Below are 24,343 nucleotides of genomic sequence, written 5' to 3' on the forward strand. Positions count from 1 at the left end.
GTGTCGAAAACGCTCAGCCTACCAGCTCGTCGAGTCCAGACCACTTCATTAGGTAACCCGCGACATCTTGAGTGTCGATAGAGGTTACACCAAACACCAAGTCATTGCCCTGACTAGGATAGTGCCCTTGATACACATCACCCCTATGATTTGCGACGCAGCGAGAAACGCCGCGCTTGATCTGCGACTCCAATAGATCCCGGTTATATGGACCCCCTTTCAGGATCTCGCTGAGTTGTCGACGTATTTTCTGAGCCGATACCCGGATCGCCATTTCTGCTAAAAAGCTGTTCGCCCCGAAATCGATAACCCACTGGTCACCGTCATGATAGACATTTTCAGCATGCTTGGGCGCCCGGACAGGTTTTCCGGACGGGTGTGAGAGCCACCAGACACTGTTACGGACGAGATCCCGAATGATGCCCTCAGGAATCTCTTCGTTCTCGTTGTATAACCAAGGCACCCTTGCCCTGAGCTGGTCACCTTTGGTGATCAGAGCCTGAGACGCTTCTGCATTCTGAGGATTACCCTCAAGCTGCTTTCTCAATGCCTTATTTTCTTCGGAAAGCTCGTCACGCTTGCTTCGCAAAGACGCAAGCTCATCGATTAGTCCTTCATCAATCTCACCAGTCAAAAAAACACGGTAGCAGCGCTGGCACTCCCTAGCTCTTCGGAACCAGTGAATATCAGCATGCTCAGTGAAGTAGAGGCGCTGACCTCCTGTTTGGAGCGCCTCTGCAAGCGGTACTGACGAACACACTTCAATATTTTTGCAATTTGGGCAAAATAATTTGGTTCCACCGGCCATTCTGGTCCCTCGTTTATTATTTATTCCACAAACTAAATATGTCTGCGACCAGGTACTCAGCCGGGCAGTGGATGTCTGAAACCTTCTTTTCATTGATACTTTCAAGAAGGCGTTCACTTCTATGGGGATGACGCACGACTCGAACCGCCTTCTTAAGCAAACGGCTGACCGTAGAGCTGCTAACATCCATTTGTTGTGCTACGTACCATTGGTATGGAAGAAAGCCAGGCGCGTCGCTATACCGTTCGTCATCCCTTATCGAGTATCTAATTCTGAGAACCTCGCGATATTCCGGGCGGACTTCATCCAATACCGCAATCACCTCCCGGTGGATTTTGCAGGGATAGCACGGCCGGGGCTCGGGCACCTCGCCTTGTATATCAACATCAGGGACATCAAGATCTTTGCCATCAAGACGCACCACAGCACTCAATCTGCGAATCTTATTCGCGCGCTCTATCCAGTCGGTGACAGCATCACAAAACTCGTCGGTGGAAGGCGGCGCATTCTCCCTTCGATTTAACTGCAGATCACAGACGGTGTCCCATATCTGCCCCTTCGCAAACTCGATGGTGTCGTGATGCTCCGCCACCATACCGCGCAGGCGCTCGGCTTCTCTTTCGTGATCCCACTGATCTTTAAGAAGCTGCATCTTTGCATCATCCAGCTCTCTGATTTGATCGACGGCTTTCAGCAGATCCGACAATTTATTCATCCAGGTGATGCTCCGTTTCGCTCACTTGCGTATCCCACAAGACCCAAATGGAAAGGAACTTATCATGCATTTACGGGTAAACCGCCGCCTGGTACGTCACTCAAATCAAGCAAAAACTTTTGATACTCAGGGTTGAAATTGCGCCACCGCAAAACATTGAGCAGCCAAATTCTCAGACCGTCAGCTCCGACTGGATTTGTAAGCCGAAAGTTCGTTTGCTGACCGATAATTTCGAGCATTCTTTTGTCAGAGTTCCAAAAGTTAACAATTTGTTCTACTTGGTCACCGGCGTTTCCACCATTTTCCGTGACTAGCCATTCCACAGGGCAATTTACAACTTCAATAATCAATGGGGCAGGGGATATATTCATAAAGCCAAACATTTTCGGATGTCTTTGATAGAGCCCACCTGTAACGCCATCCACTTTTCTACGAACCAGTTCCTCAAGAAATTCCAGTGCGTAGCTTAGAATTTCGGAACCGTAGGGCTTGTTTGACGCATATCGAGCTGCTGTCAATTGGCTTGGTGAAAGGTATGTGTCGCCGTGCTGGAAATTCATTGCGGCAGATGTCTGGTTGACCATTCTTGAGAAGGCATCCGCTCGCAGCATGAATTCGTCTTCTTTAGCGAGATGCTTTTCTACGAGCGGCCAGAGTTCTTCAACGAAGCTAAAAACTCCCCAGGACTGGATGGGATTTTTTCCACCCAATCCTGACTCAAGTATCCCCTTCAAAAATAAAGTAGACGTCCCGTGATATAGCGGCATCGGCAACCTAGTCACTGCTGCTTCTCCTTAATCCTAAGGCAGTTTTTCGTCAGTGGGCCTCTTCAGACCAAACACGTGTCACGGCTTCCCGGGTAACTGGTAACTCACCTTCGACCCATTCGTAACAACGATTTTCTGGCGCACGAGCTCATCCATGATCTTCGCCAGCTCTTCCTCTTCAAGTCTCTTCATGAATAGGGAGTTCACTGAATTAGATAGCGTTTTTACGGCTCTTGGCTTGGCCGATCCGCGGGCTTTAAGAAATTCAACGATAGCATCGATACGCTCAGCCATAGACTTGGAGTTCGCAATCTTGAGAAGTGGGATTTCGGAGATATCCTTTTCTCGCTGAGCGTAGATTTTTTTAGTTTTCAAGTGCTTGATCAGCGGATCAAAGCCGGTGTCCTTTGAAATGACATGGAAGTAGCAATCGGGATCTTTTGCCGCGATGTTCCCAATGTAGAACGCGATATGGAAGTCCAGAGCGTTTGGCCCATTTCCCTCAATTTTTACGTATTCGGCATCAGGGCCGAGAGCCTGCATTGCGCAAGCGAGGTCGAACGAAATTTTCACCTGCTTCGAACCGACAAAAACGATCACTTTGAAGCCATGACCCTTGAGCAGTTCAAGGTTTTTCGGCTGCACGTTTTCAAAGTCAATTAGTACGTAATTGGTTTTCAAGGATACATCCCCGCTTCCTTGCTTTTGGTCTTGAATAGGATTTAAACCGAGCGCTATCACATCGTAAAGACGTGGTTCCGAATTGCGTTTGCTGATGAGGAACGAGCCTGCATAGGTGCGACTCTCGCCATTCAATCAATAGGTTAGACTAACTGGTAATTCCTCGCCATGTGATCGCTTGAATTCCTTATGGCTTGGAAGCCGACTCTCGTCAGAGATTTATGGATGAATACCACTACGCAATCAGTTGCATTCCTCAGCTTCAACACCCTGTTGTTTTCATTACTTTTTTACACGATGTGTAAAATCCAGAATTTTTCAGCCGACTGCCTAGCTGATGCATTTCGCCTTGCGACGTACTCTGCACTGACCCAATCCTGGGTGTATCAACAAAGAGGAAATCACAATGGCTAAATCAAACTCGAACAAAGGCGGTCGCGGTCCTTCAAGTCACAAAGGTCCAGGTGGTAACTGGCCTGCCACGACTGGCAACAAGTCAGGCGGTGGCCGCGGCAACGCTCCCTCCAATAAGGGCAAATAAATCGTGATGAAAAGGTCAGCTTCCTGATGAGAAGCTGGCCTTTCCTTGGAGGTGAAGCGTGAAGCGGTATAGTAATGATAAAGACATCAATCAGACAGTTCGTACTTTGATCAGGTCCGGCTGGACCGTCAGAAATGGGAAAAAACATGCATCAATAATTTCTCCTGGTGGCACTCGCCTAACCGTCCCATCTACACCAAGTGACGTGAGAGCATGGTACAACTTCAACCGAGATATAAAACACATAAGCAACGGACAGGGTAGGTTCAATGCCGGCTGATTCTCCATATCCAAATCCTTTCGAAATATTGCGCTGTATTTTGCGCGCTTTAGACCTAAAGCAGTCTAACAAGCGTCTAGACGAGCTGGCCGGAAAGGGAACATATGACCCGAGAGAGCTGCGTGCAGCTGTTGAGACGGATTTTTTCGTCGTTACCAAGAAGTTTATGGGACCAGTAACTGCAGAAGCTACCTTGAGAACCTTAAACAGATTTCTGGAAAAATATTTGCACCAAATCGTAGGCAAGATACCTGCGGACGGGTTGACCCGTGAATCAGTTCTTAAAATCCTGATCAAGACCTGCATTAAGGATGAAGCCACAAAGTTGATGGGTGAGATTCACGAAGAGGTTGGCGGCCCCCACCCCAGCATTTGGTTTTCAAGCCACGGAAGCACTGTCGGCAAAGTTCTGGCGTGGATCGATGAAAAAACACCACAGTGGAGCGTTCATTTATCCAGCCTCAAGAAAGAGCGCAAGGACATGATATCTTCCTGGAACAGAGGCATTGAGCTACCCTCCTCGCGATCGATATTGCTATTAAGTGAAACCGACACATCCGATCGACCTGTCGATGTAAATTGGGAAAAAATTAAGACTCTCCTTTTTATTTCAAGAGCAATAGATTTTATTAAAGGGCAACCTTTAGGTCCGTTATTACTGGATGAGGCACGATTGACATTATGGGGTGCAGATGACCAAGTATCAGTTGGGTCCGCGATTAAAATGCAACAAGAAGTCACGCAAAGAAAATTAGGGCCTGAAATTCGCCTCATAGCTCGACTACAAAATGACTTAAGGCGTACGGTCAAAAAACGGGAGCCTGGTACATATCGAATAATAATCGATCAGGTCAGGGAGCAGATCTTGGCGTCCAACGTCTTACTATCTACCCAGTATTGGATTGACTGGCACGATGCTCGTTGGCATGTATTCGCTGGCGATTTGCAGAATGCCAGCGAATTATATAAACGCGCATTTTATGGCGCACTTTTTTGCGCTGGAGACAATCAAAGACTCATAGCTGAGGAATCGATTTCAGTAGCAGCCTGTTTACCAAATCCTGACCGAGTTTTTCTCAAGCAACTGAAATGGTCACTCATCAATTTTGGGTACGACATACCATCCATCAGAAATAACAAACCATCTCAAAAGGTAACTGACACAATTGAGGACTGGGAGATGGACCTATGGAAATCAGGTTTCAGCACGGTTTTTCCTAAGGACGGCCTATTTCCTGGAGTCGATCACAAAATTTCTCAGGTAACTATCGGTCCGCTAGTATTTACAGATATTTCTAAAATTAAGCCAGACTATCGCAATGTTAATAGAAATATGAAGGTTGGTGAAACTTGGCAAAGAGTTATGCCTCAATTAGTTTGGTTTGCAATCAACGAAGACGTCTCAGTATGTAAGAAATTAATTGAAAAAGGCGCAGATGTTAACGTTTCTTCTGAAGTTGGTGACACCTCGATATTAATGGCCCTAGAAGCCTTAAACATCACCGAAGTGAACGAAGAAAATCTTGTTCTAGGCGGCCCTCTCTACAGAACACTGGATGATCAGTTATTTAATTTTCTGAAAGACATTCCACATAATCCAAATACACTCAATAAAAGAACTCAGAAGAAAAGACTTTTGCCCATCATATCTGCAGTTGAGTCTGGCAGGGTCGACGTGGTTCAAGCGGTTCTGAGCATGGGCGCAGATCCAAGGGGTCGAGGCAAAACAGATGAGCAAACTGCGTTGAACGTGTGCCTCAAGCTCATCGGAATTGTAAAAAATCCCGAACTGTCTAAAAAGCATCAAATGTCTATGCCGATTACTCCAGAAGCACTCGACTCAATACGTCGACAGGCACAAGGCATGTCTGGTTTCACTATGGAACAACAGAAACGATCGTTACTGAAAAATACTGCAACTGGGCTATCTAAAATAGCTGCCGAGCTTTTTCTTGATGCAATGTATAAAAATATCCTCGAAAACACGAGTGCCAAAGCGTTGCGGAAAATTGCAATGCTTTTGATCGAATCAGGGGCTGACGTCGATGCAGAGCATGCAAGCCCAATCAAGGGATATACGCCATTGATGTTGGCGGTGGAACTCGATGAAAGAGAGCTTTTCGATGCAATGGTAGTAGCTGGTGCAGATATCCAAAAAACATTCAAAGATCCAAAAGATGGGCACGATGTTTCGATCGCCGAAATCGCGAGGGAATTTGAATCAACAAATGTTTCTCAAAGCTTGGGCAATATTTCTCGTTACGTTACCGTGCATTAATTTATGTTACTTAAGCCGATTGGAAATGTGACAACCAAAAAAAGTTAAATAGCCACTCATGAGCGGCCCATTTGGACCGCTCAAAAAGACGCTATATAGGTACCTGCTTTTTCGAATCTAAGTCTTTTCTCAGCCTTGAGACAACAGAGTTATTACCCAACGAATCCTCGTCTGCAGCAGCAGGGTAAAACTCCTCAACCACCTGGTTTACTTCATCCTCATCATACTCAAATAGGGCATTACCAAATCCCTTCGCAGCCGCAGCATCCAGCGCCGCCTGGTCAACGCCCTCCTCCTTCACCTGCCTGGCCTTTTCCCGCGCCTCAGCCACCGCTTCCTGCAGTGACACCCCTTCCTTGATCACCAAGTCCACGTAGTAGATTGGCGTCCGATGGCTCTGCGTCGTGCTTTTACCTCTCAGCTTCAATTCCAACGGGATGTACGCCAGCAGACCACCAGAGATTGCCTGGTAATAGCTCAGCCTAGCCGAAAGGGTCCGGATGCTGTTGTAGCCAGTCGTCCGAAAGATGAAGGTGCCGAGATCATCGTCGTCACCGACCTTCACGTTCAGGCGGCCATAGGGCTTGCACAGGCCACCTTTGCCGAACTCACACAACGTCGGCCCCGGGCATGGCAAAGACTGCACTCCTGATTGCGTCAGGCGCTTACAGGTGTCGCCGTTACCGACACACATGGGTCGCCCACTTTTGCGGTCGAACATGGTGTACTCCGCCCGCAGGTTGAGATCCGCATCGCTGAACAGCATGCGTACCGGGATGGTACGCAGTTTGCCGTTGGGAGCATCCTTCCTGAGCTCTTCATCAATGGGATGCAGAACCCACCCGGTGTCCTTTTCCTGGACCTGGGAGGTGATGGTGAATTGATCGTCTTTCTGCGGTAGCCGGATACCGTTCTTTTCAACAACCCGGCCAATGCTGATGCGCCCCAATACCGGAGGCGTAATGGCTAAACCTTTAATCATGGTGACTCTCCTGAGGAAAAAGGGCCACGGGGCACTCTTCACGCCCCCGCGCGGCCAAAGGGGTTTATGCTTGAATGAGGAATCGACGGCTTCCCGGCCTGGTCAGCGGGTATTGCTCCAGTAGCTCTGGCTGATCTTTCAGCAGCTGTTTAACGTTGAGACCAACGGAATCCTTGCTGCGTTTCCAGCTCACGCTGCCACTTGGAAAGGTGGCCTTTGAGGCTTCGCCCATCTGGCTCTCGATGCGCTGTTTCAGGTGGGATTCGGTGGAGCTGAGGGCTTCCATTTCCCTACGGATAGCCAGCAGTTCGTCGAAGGCATCGGACAGCTCCTTGCTCTGGCTGAAGTCCAGGGTCTCCCCTCTGTCCACCGGGTACAGGTGGCGTAAGGCACGCTCTGCGGAATCCGTACCGTCAACGGGTGGCGGCGTATCCGTTTCCACGAAATCCCAGAACTGCCGCTCCAGCACATAAAGTGCCTCGATGAGCTCCTCGTTCCGTTCAAGGCGGTAGATCTTTAACTCCTGCCCACACAGCAGAACGCACACATCCGCCGCCTGCTTGCCGGTAACAGCCAACTGGTGCTGCACCTGGCATTGGATGTAGTCCGGCACACCCTCTTTCCAGAGACGTGACCCGAACTCCCCTGCCGTTTTGCACTCCAGGACCTGCACGTCGTCATCGGCCACCACGGAATAATCCAGGTTGGCCAACATCCAGTGCTTTTCCGGATCTGGATGCTGCAATACTGCATTCACCCGGCGCACCTTCCGACCTGTCTGTTGGCTGTACTGCTCGGCCACAATTGGTTCCAGAATATGCCCCCAGTAAACCGGCGAGGTGGGATCGTCCGAATCCGGTTTCGGTAAGCCGGCATCTCTGCCGGTCTTCACCATCCAGAGCTCTAACTGGGATTGATAGGGGTTCATGCCAACGGCTGCAGCGGCATCACTACTGCCAATGCCCTGTTTGCGTACTTTCAGCCATTCGTCCCGGCTGAGGCCCTTGGTGGAGACCAGGCGCAATGCCGGTCGTTGTTTCTGAATTGTGTTTGCACTCATGCCCATGGTGTTTTCCTCCAGACATAAAAAAGCCCACCAGAGCATCAGGCTCCGGCGGGCTTTATGGCGGTTTTGAGTTTTGTAGGATTGGCTTAGGCCACAAGTGACATGGCCTGTTCTAAAGCGCGGTTCTTAACAGCGGCACCGATTCCGAACCAGGCGGAATCCAGTCGATGGTCCACGGTTTTCGCGCGGCGTTGGTGATCAATGAATTCCGTCACTGCATTCAGCAACCCGTAGGCTGTGCCGTCCGATGACGCCAAAGTGGCCCCCATGCCCTCGCCTTCGTACAGACCCAGGGCTTTTGCCATGGAACGTTCGTTGGTTTTACCAACCCCAGCACCAGAATCGTCCGTGAACACCTTCAGGAAGTAGTTCCTGGCCTCTGTGTTCTTCACCTTCCGTTCGCTCAGAGACTTCAAGCGGTACATGAAGTCGTCCCAGGCAGACACGGAGATTCCGAGTTGCTTCTTCACCTGCTCCGCGTCAAAGGCCGTGTTGTGCTTCACCTTAACGGCGTTGGCAGTAGAGCCCTTCAAGGCGACGGCGAGAGTGTTGTTGCACACCACACGGATGCTGGTGAACTGGGCAGTGGTTGCCATGGTGCCGTCACAGGCGGTGGCCAGCAGCAGGTATGCATTGGTCTGGTCATTACCCTTGAGCGTGCCAGATTGACCGGTACGGGCCAGCGCCCACATTTTCCGGCCGCCTTTCAGGACACCAGCGGTTTCCAACTCAAAACCGGATACTTCTGTCAGGTCCCGGTAGAACTCCAGGATCTCTTCAGGCTGGACCACTTTGAAGCGATTACCGACTACCGACAGCGGTGCCCTTGTATCCGAGCGGTAAAGCACCTTGGAATCCGGATAGGACAGAATCTCGCCCAGGGGGCTACCAGAGTTCGTGACATAACGGACCGGGCTTTCCTGGATCTGCCAGTCCAGACCGGCTTGCTTTGCCCAGACTTCCAGAGGCTGATTGGAAGTCAGTTCATTCCCCAGGCCATGCCACGGGGTTTGGCCAACATAGGCCATTTGCTCGATGAGATGAGCCATGGTTGTTCTCCTTTGAAATGCGCGAAGGGAATTAACGGATGTCGTCTGGGGAGTCAGGGTCGACACTGAAGGAATAACCGCAATCGAGGCAGCGGTAGTTGTCTAGCACACGATCATCCAGGACATCACCCAGAATCACGCCAGCGGAAGCGCCAGAAGCGCCACCCAGTAGCGCGCCGATGACGGCCCCGCCGATACCACCCACGGTTGCACCTACGGGACCGGCAACGATTCCCAGGGCAGCGCCTGCTTGAGCACCGGCAGTTGCAGCCGCGTAGCCACCGTATGTACCGGCAGACGCACCGACCACACCAGCGGTTTTCTTGCCATAGTTGTTCTTGCCAATCCGCCGGGACAGGCAGTTGGGGCATTGTTCAGACATTGGAAATTACCTCTGTGAATTGGGAGGGAAGGCACTGTCAGTGCCCTAGTTCACAGGGGTGATATAGGTTTGAGAATTATTGGGATCAATCCTTGGCTTGATGCCTGCACTCCGGTCCAAAGCTAAGCGATATTCCTGTTCTTCAACGACTTGGAATACAGACAAACACCTAAGCACGACATCCACGCTATACTCCACCCGACGAAGCATGAGACCGAGGTTGAGAGAGCACTAGCGTGGCCAATTTGTCGGCTGAAAACTGCCTCTATGGCGAGCTGATGCACAGCTCTTTTTATGAAGGGAGGTTAAGGAAATGTCAGTGAAGGAAGAGCGAGGGTCGAGCCCGGCCTCGCGCGGCGGTGCCGGTGTATATATCGAGGGTGAACTCGGCGCATTTTATCTCCTTAACCTACTTGCTGGTGCATCGCCAAGAGGATTACCAAGATCACAACTCTCAGGCGTTACATTCCAAGGCACTGACTCAGGTTATGCGCTCGATGATCTAATCCTTCACGGAAACATGGCAGAATACGCTTGCCTTCTCGAAATCCAGTCAAAACGTACGGTTAGCTTCGCTCCAAAGGACGCTGTTTTCAAAGAGGTGTGCGAACAAATTGCACGAAGCGACGGAGCGAATGTAGTCGAGGAATATCACTTTTTAGCCGTTGCAACGCAACGCACCAGCCGCTCTATCTCGGGGCCATACCAAGAAGTACTCCAATGGGCCAAAGCCGCTCAAACGAGCACCGAATTCTTTGGCCGTTTGGCAGCGCATGGCGTGGCAAGTAAGTCCATGCGCGAATTCACGTCGACTTTTCGAAATAACCTTGTCGCGGCCGGAGTGGCAAATGACGACGATGCAATATGGCGCTACCTTCGCCGATTTCTAATTCTGGAATTCGATTTCGAAGCAACATCCTCGCTAGCGAGAACACATGCCTTGACACTGGCTAGACAAGTTTTATCGAACCAGGATTTAACTCGCGCTGAATCATTGTGGGGCAATCTCGTTGACATTTCATTGGCCACCGCCAAGGTCGGGGGAACCGTCGACCGTCAGACCCTGTCCAAAGAATTGGCAGAGCGAGGCTTCCATTTAACAGGCTACCAGGATTTTGCATTAGCTCGGGAGCGACTGGCAGAGATGACATGTCTCGCTATTGCCAATATCGGCAATAGCCTGTCAGGTATGCAGTTACCACGGCTCGATATAATTACCTCGGCCGAAGAGGCGCTGGATAAGCATCGGCTCGTGGCTATCCAGGGCGAACCTGGCACAGGTAAATCCTGGGTTTTACGCCACTTAGCTGAACGGACTTTGAGAGAGTCGCACGTTATTCTGCTCGACCCCACGGGTACGCCCGAGGGGGGCTGGCCGGCGCTAGCTCAATCGATAGGTGTAACAGGAACCGCAAGGGCTTTCTTGAATGACCTCGCAGCCAGTGGCGGCGGCATTTTGTTTATCGATAGCCTCGAGATGTTCACCTCACCCGGCATTCAAAGGACGGTGAATGATTTACTGCGCGCGGTAAGCGACATTCCCGGTTTCTCAGTAATCACAACCTCTCGACCGGAATTTGATCAAGACAGCGATCCTTGGTTAGCGGAAGATGCGATCGCAGCACTGGGTGCCCCCCAAACGGTAATGGTAGAAGAGCTCAGTGACGATGAAGCAGAAATGCTACGTAAAAACGTACCAGAGCTTCATGAGCTGCTCGCCCCAACTCACCCGGCGGCTCGGATTGCTCGGAATCCCTATCGACTTTCACGGCTACTCAAGGTCAAAAATCCAGCGTCCATTCGGACAGAGGCTTCTCTCGCCGCCCATTGGTGGCAAACAGCTGATGGCGCACGCCGGGAAGACATCCGGTCAGCACAGCGGCTCCTCTCTGACCTCGCAGAGACTGCGCTGAAGGGCGAAAATACCCTCGAACTCAGAAGCGATAGTGGTGCGCGAACGCACCTGTTGAGCTCGCTGACCCTACGCGAAACTAAGCGCGATAATCTAGCCTTCTATCACGACGTCCTTCGCGACTGGGCCGTCGGCAACCGGATAAACGAAGACCCCACGTTTTTAAAAGAAGTGGACCTCTCCGCTCCCGTTTCGCCAAGACTTGCACGCGGCATAGAACTCGCAGGCCGGTTGCGGCTCGAACTTAACAATAGCGAAACTCCATGGCTGGAGCTACTTAATACGCTAGCGGCATCCCGATCTCATAGTTCGTGGCGACGACAAGCCCTCATGGCCATAGTTCGATCGGAGCGAGGGCCTGAACTTCTAGAACAATGCAGCACAGCACTGCTTGCCCGCGGAGGTGCTCTATTCAGAGATGCGGCCACATCAGTTATCTCAGTAGAGACGGTTGCAACTGCAGATCTTTTGAGAGACGTGAAAGAGGTCTCCTCGCTCCCAACCGTGCCGGCATCGATGCGTAGCAGCTCCACCAGATCTGCACTCGATTTACTGCTCTGGTCTATATCCCACGCCAGTGAGATTCCATTGCAGGCTATCGGCGCAGCTCTCAAACTTATTGAAGTTCAATACCTTACGCTCATGGCGATGCCAGAACTTGCTCAGTCTACCGCAAGGATGTTGTTTAACTGGCTGCTCCAGTTAGATACGGACATCGTCGACTGTAAAATTCCGCATGATAAGCAGGCCGCAGGGTTTGACCAAAGGGCTCGCACACGACTCATCGAAGACCTCCGAACATCGTCACTTTTATTCGCGAATCAAACGCCCGACGATGCCAAAGCTTATCTCCGATCCGTGACAGCGGAGCGCGGCCAATACAAAGTAAAGGCAATCCGCCTCTTCAGCAGGGTACTTGCGCAAGCGGCCCCGGCTGAATTTGCTGCTCTGATCTCAAACAGCCTCATTGAGAAACGTAAGCGCCGCTCCAAATATGAACCCTTGGATCGCCAAGCATTTAGCTTTCTAGATTCCGACTACCTTCCAGCATCACCTTCTCAGACACCTTTTCTAGACATCCTTGAGAATGCGCCCCAAACAGGTCTTGCACTAATCTGGCAACTCACTGACGAAGCCGTCGCTTTCCGTACAAGAGGAACAGACAAACCTTCTAATGGTTTTACTCTAGAGCTTCACGACGGAACACGGTTCTTTCCATGGAAGGAAACCTATTTGTGGTCACGGGACCAAGCCACGGAATATTCAGTCGCATCTGCACTGAAAGCCCTCGAAGCATGGGGTCATTCCCGCCTTGATGCGGGGGATTCCGTCGAAACGGTCATTCCCGACATTCTTGGCCCAAAGGGAAACTGCGCTGCATTTGTTCTTGTAGCAGTAGACCTGCTTCTCTCACACTGGCCCGCCAGCAGAGATGCACTCGTTCCCTTCCTCACTTGCCCGGAACTGCTAGCTATCGACCACGGCCGTGCGATTCATGATCAAATAGACCGCTTTCAAGATTTGTTTGGACAGGAGCCTGCGGGGAAAGTACAGCTAGCTGACCTCGCTGCTCGTCCTTCTCGCCGAATTTCATTGGAACACGCTCTAACTGGCTTTTTATACAATGAACCGGTCGTCAATAGATTGCGGACGCAACTAAAGGCTGCCGTCGAAAGTTTGGAAGCCTACGACGAAAATGCAACGTTCGACGACCCGGCCTTTATGGGCAACCATGCCCTGAACCTGCTTGACCAAAAAAACTGGGTGAACGTCGAACACGGGATGGCATATCAATCGCCGCCTACCGAACGCAAGCACCTTGAGCGCCTTAAAAAACTTTCAAGCGCCCAGGTTGAAGCTAGCGAAGTAGAAGCAAAGATTCAGCTGGCAATTAATGACCCCGCCAAGGGCTCGCCCGAGCTTGCCCTAGAGTTCGTGGAATATGCTGATGGCGCATTACCCGACGGCTCAGATCCCGATGTGCTAAACACACGATCGACGCGCTTGGTTTCTACAGCAATGCTGGTAGCTCGCGATGGCGACGATGACCTGCTTGATTCGCATGAAACGTGGATACGTTCAGTAGTTAATTCTGAGTTGACCCGTGACAAACGACGCCACTCTGGATCGGGAGACCTACTGGAGTTTAATCTGCCCGCGCTTGCCACGTGCGCCCTCATTTACCTATGGGCTCGCAAGAAGCAACCGGTAGATCGTGATGAGCTCGTAAGGATTGCAACTCGCACTGATAAAACAGTATCTATTGCATTTGCTAGGGCTTTAGAAAAAATACTGACAACAGATCCCCGCCTGCTGAAGGCCGTCATGCGCGCAGCATTCGGCAGCTCTCGGTGGCGAAAGAGCACTTGGGGTGAAGATGCTGGCGAACAAGAGCGTTTCCAGCATGAAAAGGCTGACGCAGATGCTCGCGCGATTGCAGCTGAGATCGCTTGGTTGGATGGCGGCACGGAGCCGGAGTGGCCCACATTTCCCTGTGAGCGGCCGCCGGCTAAAACTGGCATTCACTTAAAACTCCCAGGCGCAGATGCGACCAAAGAAGAAAACAGCCTAATCGATTCTGACTCAGCCCCAGCTGGTGAGGACCCATCCGTTCATACCGATGTTCAAGGAGCAGCTCGATGGCTTCGAGTGATTTCGGGACACTCCGAATCTACGCTCGATTGGGGAGGGGAAATTGTTGACGCCTACGCTCTCTGGACAGCGAGAATGAACGGGTATGGCCTTCCCATGGACGCCCAAATCGATGATGGCCAAAGCAATTGGAACGAGCAATTTTACTCTTTGCTTGCGAGGGCCCTCATGGACATGCCGCCACAAAGGTTCGAACATGAACTGTCATTTATAACGAGCCTTCCAGATGAGTCATTTGGGGCGGTAACAGAGATACTTCTTCATACGGCTGACGTAGTTTACTTCAACGACTCACAACAACCTTCGGATCGAGCCGTTGAACTACGTGCGCAGATGGTCCAACGGACAATGACGCTGCGCGGATGGCGTCACCGGCGGCCCCCTAGTGACCTGTCGGTGGACTACGACATGGGTGGCATCGTTGCGAAGCTGTTCATGAACACGCACAACCCTTTCACTGGGACAAAAAGCTACTTGGTCCCAGCGGTATTCGACCGTGTTGATCCATTGCTGGAACCACTGCGCCCAATACTGTCCGGAGGACCAACCTCCTTCATAGCTTTATGTACAATGAATATGCTCTTGGTGGCCCCCTCTGGCCGCCATATTGACTTCCTTCTTTCTGCTACTGAAGCTTGGTTCGAGTACTCAGCGGGCGATCCAACGCTGTGGGAGGAGCTGGGGATCGGTCGAAAAATAATCGAGTGGTTTGAACATGCAAGCACCTTAGATCCCCTACTGCTCAACGGAGAGCACCCACTGCGAGATCGCATCGACACAATGCTCGGTCGCCTGGTGGAATTCGGGGTGCCAGAGGCTTACGAATTGGAACAGCGTATCGAGCGACCCTAATTCGTGCCACACTTCTTCAGTCGCTAAAATAATGATCAACAAAGATGCAGAATTATTGAGGGTAGGCAAAGCATTGCAGAAGCAGGGCGCCATCCGGCTCAAAAGCTTGTGAGACACGGCGGAATTGCGGGTAACTATGCGGGTAACTCAAATTTTCTATAAAGTTAAAGTATTATTTATCAATGGCTTAAAGAGTTAAAGCAGTGGACGCCGTCTCCACCAAACAACCGAGAGAAAGCCCCTGATTTCAGGGGCTTTTTTTTGCCTGAAAAACGGCCCCATCCCTGCTACGTCCACAAACTGTCCATCCTGTAACTCTCAGATACCTTTGAAAATACTCTAAAGCAATAGGCGTGCCATAAATTTTATTTTCACCTTTTAGATTTGTAACAGCTTATTTCAATTGTCGGACAAATACACATGCTGGTAGAGTGTTTTTTGACCACACCACTATATAGTGCGGTGGTCATCTACTGTTAACACAAGATATGAGAGGTGACTAATGAGAGTATTCTCAGTGAACTATGACCTGAACAGCCCGGGTCAACGCTATAACGGTCTTGAGGAGCGCATTTCGCGGAGCTATCCCGACAGGATCAAAGGGCTTAAATCCACCTGGCTGATTCACACGTCAGATTCCGCCAACGACGTTTATCGAAAGCTTTCACCAGCTCTCGATGCGAACGACCGAATCTTGGTAAACAGGGTGACTTATGAGCACTCCGGTTTCCTGGATAATAACGTCGTCACCTGGCTAAAAAGCCGAATGAAACAAGCAGCCTAACGGAGGATACTGACGATGGCAGCCACAAAAAAAGGTAAGAAAAAGGTTCATGTTCCCGAACATGAGAGGAAAGGTAAGAACGGTAAAAGGATCAAGATCCCAGAGCATTACCGTTCTACCCCGAACTAAAGCAACTATGTAAGGAGTTACTTAGCCACCGGGTGGCCGCCCGGTGGCTGGTAATTAAAGAGCAAGAAGTTGGTTTTTTCAAGTTAACTCGCCAAATTACTCATAGGACTTTTTGAAATAGCATCCTTAAGGTGGTCCGCTGAAAGGTGCGAGTAACGCATAGTCATCGCAATAGTAGATTGCCCCAGGATTTTCTGAAGCGACAAGATATCCCCGCCATTCATAATGAAGTGACTTGCAAAAGTGTGCCTCAGGACGTGCGCAGCTTGACCAGAAGGAAAATTAATATCAGTCCTATCGAGCGCTCGACGGAACGCCGACAAAGAAAAGCTGAAGTATCCATGATTTTTCAAGTGCTTCCGGATTTCCTCGAACAGCTCTTTACTGACAGGCACTGACCTCGACTTTCCGCTCTTTGTGTTCACGAACGTAAGCTTTCCTTCCTGGATGTGACGCAGCTGCAAATTCTCAGCCTCTCCCCACCTAGCACCTGTTGCCAGACAGATCCTGGTTAAAAGATGAACGTGCGGATTCTGGCTATACTCCTCGATGGTTTTGAGGAGGTGACGGATCTCCTCGATCGTAAGCCAGGATAGCTCCCTTTCATCCAGGCGGATCATCTCGACGTTCCTGATCGGGTTGTCGAATTCAATTTCGTTCAGCCGGTTCAGCTGGTTATAGACCGCATTGAGGTAGCCCAGGTGATTATTCAGCGTTTTCTTGCTGCAGCCCTCAGTGCAGTGCAGGCCTGCCCTACAGCCCACGCGTTGAAGTCGCGAGTGTCATCCTGGAGGAAGAATTCGGCCCAGCTGATGGTGAGATTGAGGCCGGATCAGTAGAGGTCGGAATCGACGCCCATGTAGGAAGACACCATCTGGTGGATCTGGCTGATCGCAGGGCGGCAAGCTCGTAATCGCCCGCTTCATGGACTTCACAGGCCTGCTGAAAGCGCAGGCGCATGATTGTTTTCTTCTGGTTGCGAACGTCCGGAGTCATTGCCAGTCCTCCTGGTCCAGGGCCTGCTGAGAGAGCGCGGCGATGTTGATCATGCGCACCCGGCCAAACTTGAGTGAAGGCAAATGTCCTTTTTCAATCTGGCCCCTGACCTGCCCTTCCGTTGAGCCCGTAAGCTGGGCGTAGCGGTTCTGAGTCATGACGGGGGTTGCGATCAGAATGATTTGCTTTTGCTCGCCCACTGTTTTGCACTCTGCCACACTCCTTCCCATTCGTGTGTGAAAAAGAGCTGGCCGTCGTAGTATGTGGTGGCGGTTTCGGGCAGTTGTAGAACAACCCTAGAAGAATATGAAAAGAGAGCTAGTTTCGATAGCAACCTCTAACAAACAAAAAACCCGGCACTAGCCGGGTTTTTTCTAAAGTGCAGCTTGTTTTAAGCTGCTTTTCGATCTTTGCGAGAGGCGCGAGAGTTAGAGAGGCTCCAATCAATATGCTTGCCTTTCTCTCCCATCTGAACAAACGCTTTAGCAACAGAGTCTGCGATATCTTTTCTAAGCTCTTCCTTATACTTAAAAAACGCAGGATTTTGGTTTTGCATAGCTTCCTCTCCTTAAGGGAACTCTACCTTAATCAAATCAACCTACAGTAAATACGAGCCAATTTCCGTGAGTATCAACACTTAGCTCGGAAAGTTTATAGAGCTCTGTGTCCATAGTTGAGACCACAAGCTCAAAAAATTCAAGTGTAATTTCGTTACTCGCGTAAATCTTAACCTTTTTGACGCCAACAGAAGTAGCAAGTTCCAGACCGCCAATAACGAGGGATGAAGCGATCTGACCCAAGATTTTACCGCGCGTAAAACGATTAGACTCCTCCGTTTCAGGCTGACGAAGATCAAACCACGGAGAAAGACCAATGTTCATCACTTTAAGCCACCCATCCGGGTTATTGGGGAATACTGGCTTAAAAGTCGCTATCGCAAGAGCCTCTTCCTTCTCGCGATCATAAATACAATGAACATCTGTGCCAGAGGGACTTTCGGCTGACTTTTCAGCCCAAGCGACAGCCATTTCATAAGGGGCGTCGGGAACATCTGGCAATTTAGAAAGGGGCTCAAGCCACTGATGCTGAAGCTCCGCAACAACATCTTTCGAAACCTTTCTAAGCTCAATCGGCATTCGCTCATCCCTTTCAGCAGCGCAAATTGGACCGCCGATAGTATAGAAGCAGAGTTAGGAAAACAATACGTATGATCATTTTATGGGCAGGTTCTAACAACACAAAAAGCCAGGAAAAGGCTTTTTAGGCACGGCTAAACAACGGCCAATAAAGACGTTAAGTCAGTTGAGACTGGCGCGATACCTAGAACAGGCTGCGTCACGGTACTTCCGGCTTTGTTCAGATCCATCTTTCTTGAACTCCTCAGTCCAGAATTCACACATTTGCCTGTTGGTACGAATAACGCTCGGGTCTGTGCGCTCCTCAGCTTGCTGTCGCCGGTTTTGTTGAAGACGTAGCTGTTCCTCTCTCGCCTGCTCGGCCAAGTCAACGTTCGAGCCGATCGAAGGTTGTTGAGAAGAACTTGAAGGAACACTGAACGTAGGGCGACCACCAAAGATTTCCTCCATGGTCGCTTCCATAATTACGAACGAAAGGAAAAACCCAATTATGCCGATTATTGCCCAAGAGACGATATTGCCGACAACGACAGCAGAAAAGATTTTGAACCAGGACATCGTTCACTCCATTGAAACACCGATAGGAAGCTTACCGAAGGTGTCAACAAAGTGTCCACGGCTTAGTGGTCTGATGTGGCTTACAGTGAATGGCTATTATCCCAAATGTCTGATTTGACAGGAACAGTGGTTTACTGTGTTGCCTCAAGAGCGCGCGGCATCGGGTTCAATTCCCGCCGTCTCCACCAAACAACCAAAAAGCCTCGTCACACAACGAGGCCTTTTTTTGTGCCCGGCCAGAGTGGTCTAAACTGGTTCCCTCAACGAAGATTACCGCCACACCCAAACATTCATTCTGTTTACAAGACGGAAGAGGGATTACGTATGCCTACCATGCTGACTCGCATTACCGGCCTGACAGCCGGTGTTCTGTTTGCGGCCGCCGCCCAGGCGGAGGCCCCGATGGTAAAAGAGCAGGCTCCGGGCTATTACCGCACCATGCTCGGCAACTTCGAAATCACCGCCCTGTCCGATGGCACCGTCAAGCTGCCGGTGGACAAACTGTTGCTGAACACCACCGAAGAACACGTGCATAACACCCTGGCGGATAACTTCCTCTCTGCCCCGCTCGACACGTCAGTTAACGGCTATCTGATCAACACCGGCAACCATCTGGTACTGGTCGACACCGGTGCCGGCAGTCTGTTCGGGCCGACACTCGGAAAACTCGTTGAGCACCTGAAAGCGTCCGGTTACGAGCCGGCAGATGTCGATGAAATCTACATCACGCACATGCATCCGGACCATGTTGGCGGTTTGGTATCTGACGGTGAGATTGTGTTCCCGCATGCCATTGTTCGCGCCAGCGTGGAGGACCAGAATTTCTGGCTGAACGAAGACAACCTGAAGGCCGCTGACGAAGGTTCGAAGGGCTTTTTCAAGGGCGCGATGGCCTCTTTGAACCCGTATGTCGAGTCCGGCCAGTTCAAGCCATTCGACAAAGACCGGGAGCTGGTGCCGGGTATCTCTGCAGTGTCCGCCAGCGGGCACACCCCGGGCCACAGCCTTTACAAGGTGGAAAGCGGGGACAACACGCTGATGCTTTGGGGCGACCTGATTCACGTGGCAGCGGTTCAGTTCCCGCAGCCGGTCATTGCCATCCAGTTCGATGTGAACAGTGAACAGGCAGTGGAGTCTCGTGCACAGGCCTTTGCCGACGCCCAGGAAACCGGGTACTGGGTAGGCTCTGCCCACCTGTCTTTTCCCGGCCTGGGGCACCTGAAAAGCGCAGACCAGGGCTATGAATTCATTCCTGCCAACTACCAGGGTGGTGTCGGCGCCACTGAAACTGGCGAGTGATGACCCAATCCTGAAGACGAAAAAGCCGGAGCAACCCTCCGGCTTTTTTCATTCGCTTTTGCCAGATTTGCTACCCCCGAAAGACCTGCCAAAGAACAAGCCTCTGGGTCATCTTCAGTTTCTGACAGCCCAGCGCCTGCATCCACGCAAACGTACCGATTTACGATAGCCGTGAAGGTGCCATCATCCAGCATCGACTGCAGCGCGCGATCAAAATCTGCCACAAATCCGGCTGTAACCGTGGCTTTGGAAAAAACAAAGTACGCGGGCTTATTGGACACGACCAGGGAGCTGGGAATAACCGTTCCGGTCAGCCCCAGTTCCTGAATCTCTTAGAGCCCGGTTAACTCACTCGCCACCACACCATCGACCCGATCCCGGGCCAGCATGAGCCATAGCGGCTCCCTGCGGGAGAGGTACTCGATGTTTTTGTCGTAGTCGGGATTCTGGATGAGGGCGCTGTATTCCTCGCTGTAGGACACATGAATCTGGGCACCAAGCCTGAAACCCGATTCCAGCAGCTGCCGCAAGCCATTCAGCTCGAACCTTGACTCGTCAGATCGCCGTATAAACAGGATATTGGGTGATACCAGACCGACCACGTCGGAGTAATGGGCATACTCCTCTCGCTCCGGAGTCCGGTAGGCGCCGGAGAGCATATCCACATGCCCATCACGCAACTCCCGAAGCGCCCTGGCCCATGGCATCTTCTGAAAGGAAAGCCCGCAATTCAGGCGCCCAATGGCCTCACGGACCAGGTCGGCATCAATGCCGACCACCTTACCCTCCTGAACCATGAAATACGGCGGATCATCGTCCCAGCGCAGGGTGATGTCGCAGTCGCCATAGCTTGGGGCGGAAAAACAGAGAATGAACGCGAGCACCAAAGCAGATCTGCGCCGTGCGGGCGTCAAAAAATGCGGGTGCAACAACTTTGAGAACGGCAACCCGTTGCTCTGGCCTGGATACATCTTTGATGCCGCCGAGGAGGGGAGGTCTAATTAATATAGACTAATTAGTCAGGCACTCAATATTCTGAGCGGCAACGCCCGGGCTAACTCCCTGTCATCTTGTGTTCATGCACTCGTTGCCCAATCAAGGTAGTGTCTGCAAAACCTGTTCAATAGGAGACCACGAGCACCACCATGAACCAGCCAGACGATCCGGCCAGTCTGACAGAACTTCTGGAACGCCTTCGCGCAAACACCGAGGGACAGGTTCAGGTGTCTGTGGGCGATGTACTGGCAGCTGTTGGTGAACGTTCCTTCGGGCCGATGGTTCTGATCGCCGGCGTAATCACCCTGGCCCCGCTGATAGGTGATATTCCGGGAGTACCGACGCTGCTTGGTCTGATGGTGCTACTCACCCTGGGGCAACTGATTTTCCAGCGCCACTCGATATGGATTCCCTCAAAGCTGGCGCGCCGGAACATCGAAAGAGAAAAGCTTGCCAGGGGGCTGGACTGGATGAACAAGCCCGCCCGATTTGTGGATCGATGGACAAAACAAAGGCTGCTCTGGCTGGTTCGCGGGCCGGGGCAATACGTTATCGCCATCATTTGCATGGCCGTAGCGGCTGCCATGCCACTGATGGAAGTGATTCCATTCAGCGCCAACGGTGCCGGAATCGCCCTGATGGCGTTCGGCCTCGCCATCGTGGCGCGGGACGGTCTGCTTGCCCTGGTGGCAATCCTGGCGACCGGCGGCACCGCCTGGTTCATCCTGAATAACCTCCCCTGGTAGGCAGCACCTCCGGCAGGGATCGCCAGAGACCTGTGCTACTGTTGAGCCTCAGCCACAAGGAATACAAACATGACCATTCTTATCACGGGCGCCAATCGCGGCATCGGCAAGGGCCTGGCCGATGAATGGAGAGAGGCGGGCGAGCATGTCATCGGCACGGCCCGCAGCGAACCGGGCATGGAGGTGCTGGATGTCGCCGACCCCGCCAACGTGACCGCGCTGGGCGAGCGCCTCGAAAATCAACCGATCTCAACCCTGGTCTGTAACGCCGGCATTCTGCTTGATCGCCATGAACAGCTGGAAGGCGGCTATCCGCCAGAACTCTGGGCGGAGCACTTCCAGGTCAATGTGACCGGCGTATTCCTCACCATACAGGCGCTGCTACCCAATCTCAGACTGGCATTGGCCGGGGTCGGCACCCCGAAAATCGCCATCATATCCAGCAAGCTTGGATCCCAGGCTTCTGCCGGTGGCGGCCGGTACATATATCGTGCCTCAAAAGCGGCGGCGCTCAATCTCGGGCGAAATCTGGCCGTGGACCTGCGTGAGCAGGGCATAGCCGTGGGCATCTACCACCCGGGCTGGGTGGCCACGGACATGGGCGGCAGCGACGCCGAGGTATCGGTTGAACAATCGGTTGATGGCCTCAGGCGGCAGATTGATAGCCTCACCCTCGCCGAAACCGGCTGCTTCAAGGCCTGGGACGGCAAGGACATGGTGTTCTGAGGGCACACTGGTATGGCAACACAAGGCCTCGCGCGGAGTGTTTCTGTCACCATTTGAAACAATCCTTCTGAATCCCGATTCACGGTAAAGCTGCTACTATCGCTACATACCTCAGGCTTATTGGCTTGGCAGCGTCCGCCCGCCAGACAGCCTGCTGAATCCAATTCTTGAAAAGCTCCTGCGGCAGGGGCTTTTGCGTTTGAAAGGACCCGGTTGTATGTCCAGCAAAGCGAAGCAGACCCAGAAACTTCTGCTGTTCCGGCTTTCCGGCGAGCGTCTGTTCGGGATCGGAACCCTGAAGATCCGGGAAATCCTGCCTTTCATGCGGCTGACGAAACTGCCCCACAGCCATCACGCCGTCATCGGCACGGCCACCTTCCGGGGTTCCGCCGTTCCGGTGATCGATATGGCTGCCGCGGTCGGCTATCCGCCGCTGACGCAGGAAGAACGGGAAAAAGCCTCGATTATTGTCACGGATATCCAGCGCCAGGAGATCGGTTTTCTGGTGCGCAGCGTGCAACAGATCATCGAGACTGACTGGAAATCGGTGATGCCGCCACCCAAAGCCCTGGGCAGCAAGGCGTTTATCACAGGGCTGCTGGACGTGGAGGGCGATATCATCCAGCTGCTGGATGTGGAATTGCTGTTGGCGAAGGTGTACCCGGAATCCCTGGACACCCAGGAGGTGGTTCTCACGGATGTGCAGAGTGAGACGCTCAAGTCCCTGAACATTCTGATGGTCGACGATTCCCAGGTGGCCCGTAAGCAACTCTCGGACGTGCTGGACAGCAAGGACATCCCCTACCAGGTGACGTCGAATGGTGATGACGCGCTGCAGATTCTGCTGCGCGACCATGAACTGGGCCGGCCCACGGACATTCTGGTCAGCGATATCGAGATGCCGGGGCTCGATGGGTACGAACTGGCGTTCAATGTGCGGGACAATTCAGCGCTGAAGCAGCCTTACATCATCCTGCATACGTCACTGAACAGTGAGATGAGCCTAAGCTATGCCAATCAGGTGGGCGCCAACGAAGCGCTGACGAAATTCGATGCCGAGGAGTTGCTTCAGGCCATGCTGCGAGGCGCCGAGCAAGCCCGCTAAAGTCTGAGCTGCTCGATAAATTCGTCCGCGTCAGCGCGCATCTCAGCCAGCCTCTGCTGCCACTCCTCCCGGTAACGATTCAGCGTTTCCTCACTCAGGCGCGTGAAGCGTTCGCCGGTTTCGGCCACGGTGCGGCTGGCACTGGCGATCGATTCCATGGTGGGCTCGTTCAGCTCATCGGCCTGGCGATCCAGATCCCGGGCAGCCTGCTCCAGAATCACCCGGTCCTCTTCCGGTGTCGGCTCACTGTCTTTCAGGGCGTCTTCCACCGAGCGCTCAAGCTCCCGCATGGCTTCCTGCAACTTCTTGCCGAACGCCTCCATGGCGCCCTCTGCCTCGCGGCCGATTTCCTCGGAGTAGGCTTCCAGATCCCGCGCCAGCTGCTCCATCTGCTGCTCAAAGTCATCCGAAGACGATGAGAAACGGGCGCTGAGCTCGTCACCGAGCCGGCTGAGCTCGCCCATGATGCTGCTGAACGGGGAAGGGTTAAGGATGGCCTCTCCAGTGCGGTCGTAATCCACCAGCCACTGATCCTGGAACCGCACGAGATAGGTGACCAGCTCCAGCCGCTCACCTTCGGTTCCGGCTTCGGCCGGCAGGCGGGTTACGATAGTGGCTTCGCGATGTTCAATGACGACCCGGCCGAAGGATGGCACAGCGTCGGTCCAGCTACGCTTGTAACCGTCGAACGCGGTGGCTTCTGCCAGGGTGGAGTATTCCATCACATCACCGGCGTCGTTCTCGGCCATGGCCTGCCAGAAGGCCGCCGCCACTTCCTGGGGTGTCTCGGGGTTGCTGCAACCGGCGAGCAACGTCAGTGTCGCGATGGCCACCAGGCCGCGAAAAAAGGAACGGATCATTGCAGTGCTACCTCGGGTTCATCATCCATGGACGCATAATACA

Annotated in this window: 22 protein-coding genes and 1 pseudogene; 7 read left to right on the top strand and 16 right to left on the bottom strand. The window is 52.3% G+C overall.

Annotation, left to right across the window (positions count from 1 at the left end):
• Nucleotides 1-13: 13 nt before the first annotated feature.
• From AC5JQH_RS06725 to AC5JQH_RS06740, 4 genes are all read right to left on the bottom strand, one after another.
• Nucleotides 14-808, bottom strand: a complete 795-nt coding sequence (locus tag AC5JQH_RS06725) for a hypothetical protein (protein WP_493805415.1) — start codon at nucleotides 806-808, stop codon at nucleotides 14-16.
• 16 nt (nucleotides 809-824) lie between these two features.
• A complete protein-coding gene (locus tag AC5JQH_RS06730) occupies nucleotides 825-1,523 on the bottom strand; it encodes a hypothetical protein (RefSeq protein ID WP_493805416.1) in 699 nt (232 codons plus the stop codon).
• Between the two features lie 62 nt (nucleotides 1,524-1,585).
• Nucleotides 1,586-2,305, bottom strand: coding sequence for a hypothetical protein (locus AC5JQH_RS06735; protein ID WP_493805417.1), 720 nt, complete (start codon nucleotides 2,303-2,305; stop codon nucleotides 1,586-1,588).
• Between the two features lie 63 nt (nucleotides 2,306-2,368).
• Complete coding sequence (locus tag AC5JQH_RS06740) at nucleotides 2,369-2,971, bottom strand: PIN domain-containing protein (RefSeq protein ID WP_493805418.1); 603 nt, start codon at nucleotides 2,969-2,971, stop codon at nucleotides 2,369-2,371.
• An 810-nt stretch (nucleotides 2,972-3,781) separates the two neighbouring features.
• Between AC5JQH_RS06740 and AC5JQH_RS06745 the strand changes: the two genes are divergently transcribed.
• Nucleotides 3,782-6,070 (top strand): ankyrin repeat domain-containing protein, encoded by a 2,289-nt coding sequence (locus tag AC5JQH_RS06745; protein WP_493805419.1) that lies wholly within the window; start codon nucleotides 3,782-3,784, stop codon nucleotides 6,068-6,070.
• A 91-nt stretch (nucleotides 6,071-6,161) separates the two neighbouring features.
• On the opposite strand, the gene AC5JQH_RS06750 is transcribed toward AC5JQH_RS06745, so the two are convergent.
• From AC5JQH_RS06750 to AC5JQH_RS06765, 4 genes are all read right to left on the bottom strand, one after another.
• Nucleotides 6,162-7,052 (bottom strand): recombination directionality factor, encoded by an 891-nt coding sequence (locus AC5JQH_RS06750; protein WP_493805420.1) that lies wholly within the window; start codon nucleotides 7,050-7,052, stop codon nucleotides 6,162-6,164.
• Nucleotides 7,053-7,116: 64 nt separating this feature from the next.
• A complete protein-coding gene (locus AC5JQH_RS06755) occupies nucleotides 7,117-8,118 on the bottom strand; it encodes a YqaJ viral recombinase family nuclease (protein WP_493805421.1) in 1,002 nt (333 codons plus the stop codon).
• An 86-nt stretch (nucleotides 8,119-8,204) separates the two neighbouring features.
• Nucleotides 8,205-9,167 carry a DUF932 domain-containing protein gene (locus tag AC5JQH_RS06760; RefSeq protein WP_493805422.1) on the bottom strand — a complete coding sequence of 321 codons (963 nt, stop codon included), beginning with the start codon at nucleotides 9,165-9,167 and terminating at the stop codon, nucleotides 8,205-8,207.
• A gap of 31 nt (nucleotides 9,168-9,198) precedes the next feature.
• Nucleotides 9,199-9,549 carry a hypothetical protein gene (locus AC5JQH_RS06765; protein ID WP_493805423.1) on the bottom strand — a complete coding sequence of 117 codons (351 nt, stop codon included), beginning with the start codon at nucleotides 9,547-9,549 and terminating at the stop codon, nucleotides 9,199-9,201.
• 319 nt (nucleotides 9,550-9,868) lie between these two features.
• Between AC5JQH_RS06765 and AC5JQH_RS06770 the strand changes: the two genes are divergently transcribed.
• Together AC5JQH_RS06770 and AC5JQH_RS06775 are read left to right on the top strand one after the other, a co-directional pair.
• The gene (locus AC5JQH_RS06770; protein ID WP_493805424.1) at nucleotides 9,869-14,965 is read left to right on the top strand and encodes an NACHT domain-containing protein; all 5,097 of its coding nucleotides are present in this window, start codon (nucleotides 9,869-9,871) and stop codon (nucleotides 14,963-14,965) included.
• Nucleotides 14,966-15,467: 502 nt separating this feature from the next.
• Entirely contained in the window at nucleotides 15,468-15,749 is a 282-nt protein-coding gene (locus AC5JQH_RS06775) for a hypothetical protein (protein WP_474546283.1), read from the top strand.
• Between the two features lie 212 nt (nucleotides 15,750-15,961).
• Here the strand turns inward: AC5JQH_RS06775 and AC5JQH_RS06780 are convergent, their stop codons facing one another.
• The 6 genes and pseudogenes from AC5JQH_RS06780 to AC5JQH_RS06805 form a co-directional block, all read right to left on the bottom strand.
• On the bottom strand, nucleotides 15,962-16,498 hold the full coding sequence (locus AC5JQH_RS06780; RefSeq protein ID WP_474546285.1) for a tyrosine-type recombinase/integrase: 537 nt from the start codon (nucleotides 16,496-16,498) through the stop codon (nucleotides 15,962-15,964).
• 54 nt (nucleotides 16,499-16,552) lie between these two features.
• Nucleotides 16,553-16,642, bottom strand: a pseudogene (locus AC5JQH_RS06785) (hypothetical protein); the annotation flags it as partial.
• Between the two features lie 228 nt (nucleotides 16,643-16,870).
• A complete protein-coding gene (locus AC5JQH_RS06790) occupies nucleotides 16,871-17,092 on the bottom strand; it encodes a hypothetical protein (protein WP_405417165.1) in 222 nt (73 codons plus the stop codon).
• A 173-nt stretch (nucleotides 17,093-17,265) separates the two neighbouring features.
• Nucleotides 17,266-17,430: a hypothetical protein gene (locus AC5JQH_RS06795; protein ID WP_405417167.1), complete on the bottom strand. Its 165-nt coding sequence runs from the start codon at nucleotides 17,428-17,430 to the stop codon at nucleotides 17,266-17,268.
• Nucleotides 17,431-17,467: 37 nt separating this feature from the next.
• Nucleotides 17,468-18,010, bottom strand: coding sequence for a hypothetical protein (locus AC5JQH_RS06800; RefSeq protein ID WP_405417169.1), 543 nt, complete (start codon nucleotides 18,008-18,010; stop codon nucleotides 17,468-17,470).
• Between the two features lie 162 nt (nucleotides 18,011-18,172).
• Nucleotides 18,173-18,568, bottom strand: a complete 396-nt coding sequence (locus AC5JQH_RS06805; RefSeq protein ID WP_474546281.1) for a hypothetical protein — start codon at nucleotides 18,566-18,568, stop codon at nucleotides 18,173-18,175.
• A gap of 324 nt (nucleotides 18,569-18,892) precedes the next feature.
• On the opposite strand from AC5JQH_RS06805, the gene AC5JQH_RS06810 reads away from it, so the two are divergent.
• On the top strand, nucleotides 18,893-19,867 hold the full coding sequence (locus AC5JQH_RS06810) for an MBL fold metallo-hydrolase (RefSeq protein ID WP_493791373.1): 975 nt from the start codon (nucleotides 18,893-18,895) through the stop codon (nucleotides 19,865-19,867).
• Nucleotides 19,868-20,199: 332 nt separating this feature from the next.
• Here AC5JQH_RS06810 and AC5JQH_RS06815 read toward each other — a convergent pair whose 3' ends face one another.
• The gene (locus AC5JQH_RS06815; protein WP_273068892.1) at nucleotides 20,200-20,751 is read right to left on the bottom strand and encodes a substrate-binding periplasmic protein; all 552 of its coding nucleotides are present in this window, start codon (nucleotides 20,749-20,751) and stop codon (nucleotides 20,200-20,202) included.
• Nucleotides 20,752-21,012: 261 nt separating this feature from the next.
• Here AC5JQH_RS06815 and AC5JQH_RS06820 point away from each other — a divergent pair, with 261 nt between their 5' ends.
• The 3 genes from AC5JQH_RS06820 to AC5JQH_RS06830 all read left to right on the top strand — a co-directional run bounded on the left by AC5JQH_RS06820 (nucleotide 21,013) and on the right by AC5JQH_RS06830 (nucleotide 23,440).
• Nucleotides 21,013-21,609, top strand: coding sequence for an exopolysaccharide biosynthesis protein (locus tag AC5JQH_RS06820; protein WP_273045952.1), 597 nt, complete (start codon nucleotides 21,013-21,015; stop codon nucleotides 21,607-21,609).
• Between the two features lie 69 nt (nucleotides 21,610-21,678).
• Nucleotides 21,679-22,335, top strand: coding sequence for an SDR family NAD(P)-dependent oxidoreductase (locus AC5JQH_RS06825; RefSeq protein WP_474546280.1), 657 nt, complete (start codon nucleotides 21,679-21,681; stop codon nucleotides 22,333-22,335).
• 217 nt (nucleotides 22,336-22,552) lie between these two features.
• Entirely contained in the window at nucleotides 22,553-23,440 is an 888-nt protein-coding gene (locus AC5JQH_RS06830) for a chemotaxis protein (RefSeq protein ID WP_008171092.1), read from the top strand.
• Here the strand turns inward: AC5JQH_RS06830 and AC5JQH_RS06835 are convergent.
• On the bottom strand, nucleotides 23,437-24,300 hold the full coding sequence (locus AC5JQH_RS06835) for a hypothetical protein (RefSeq protein ID WP_474546279.1): 864 nt from the start codon (nucleotides 24,298-24,300) through the stop codon (nucleotides 23,437-23,439). The genes AC5JQH_RS06830 and AC5JQH_RS06835 overlap by 4 nt on opposite strands.
• Between the last annotated feature and the right edge of the window lie 43 nt (nucleotides 24,301-24,343).

The organism is Marinobacter sp. H13 (assembly GCF_059072335.1).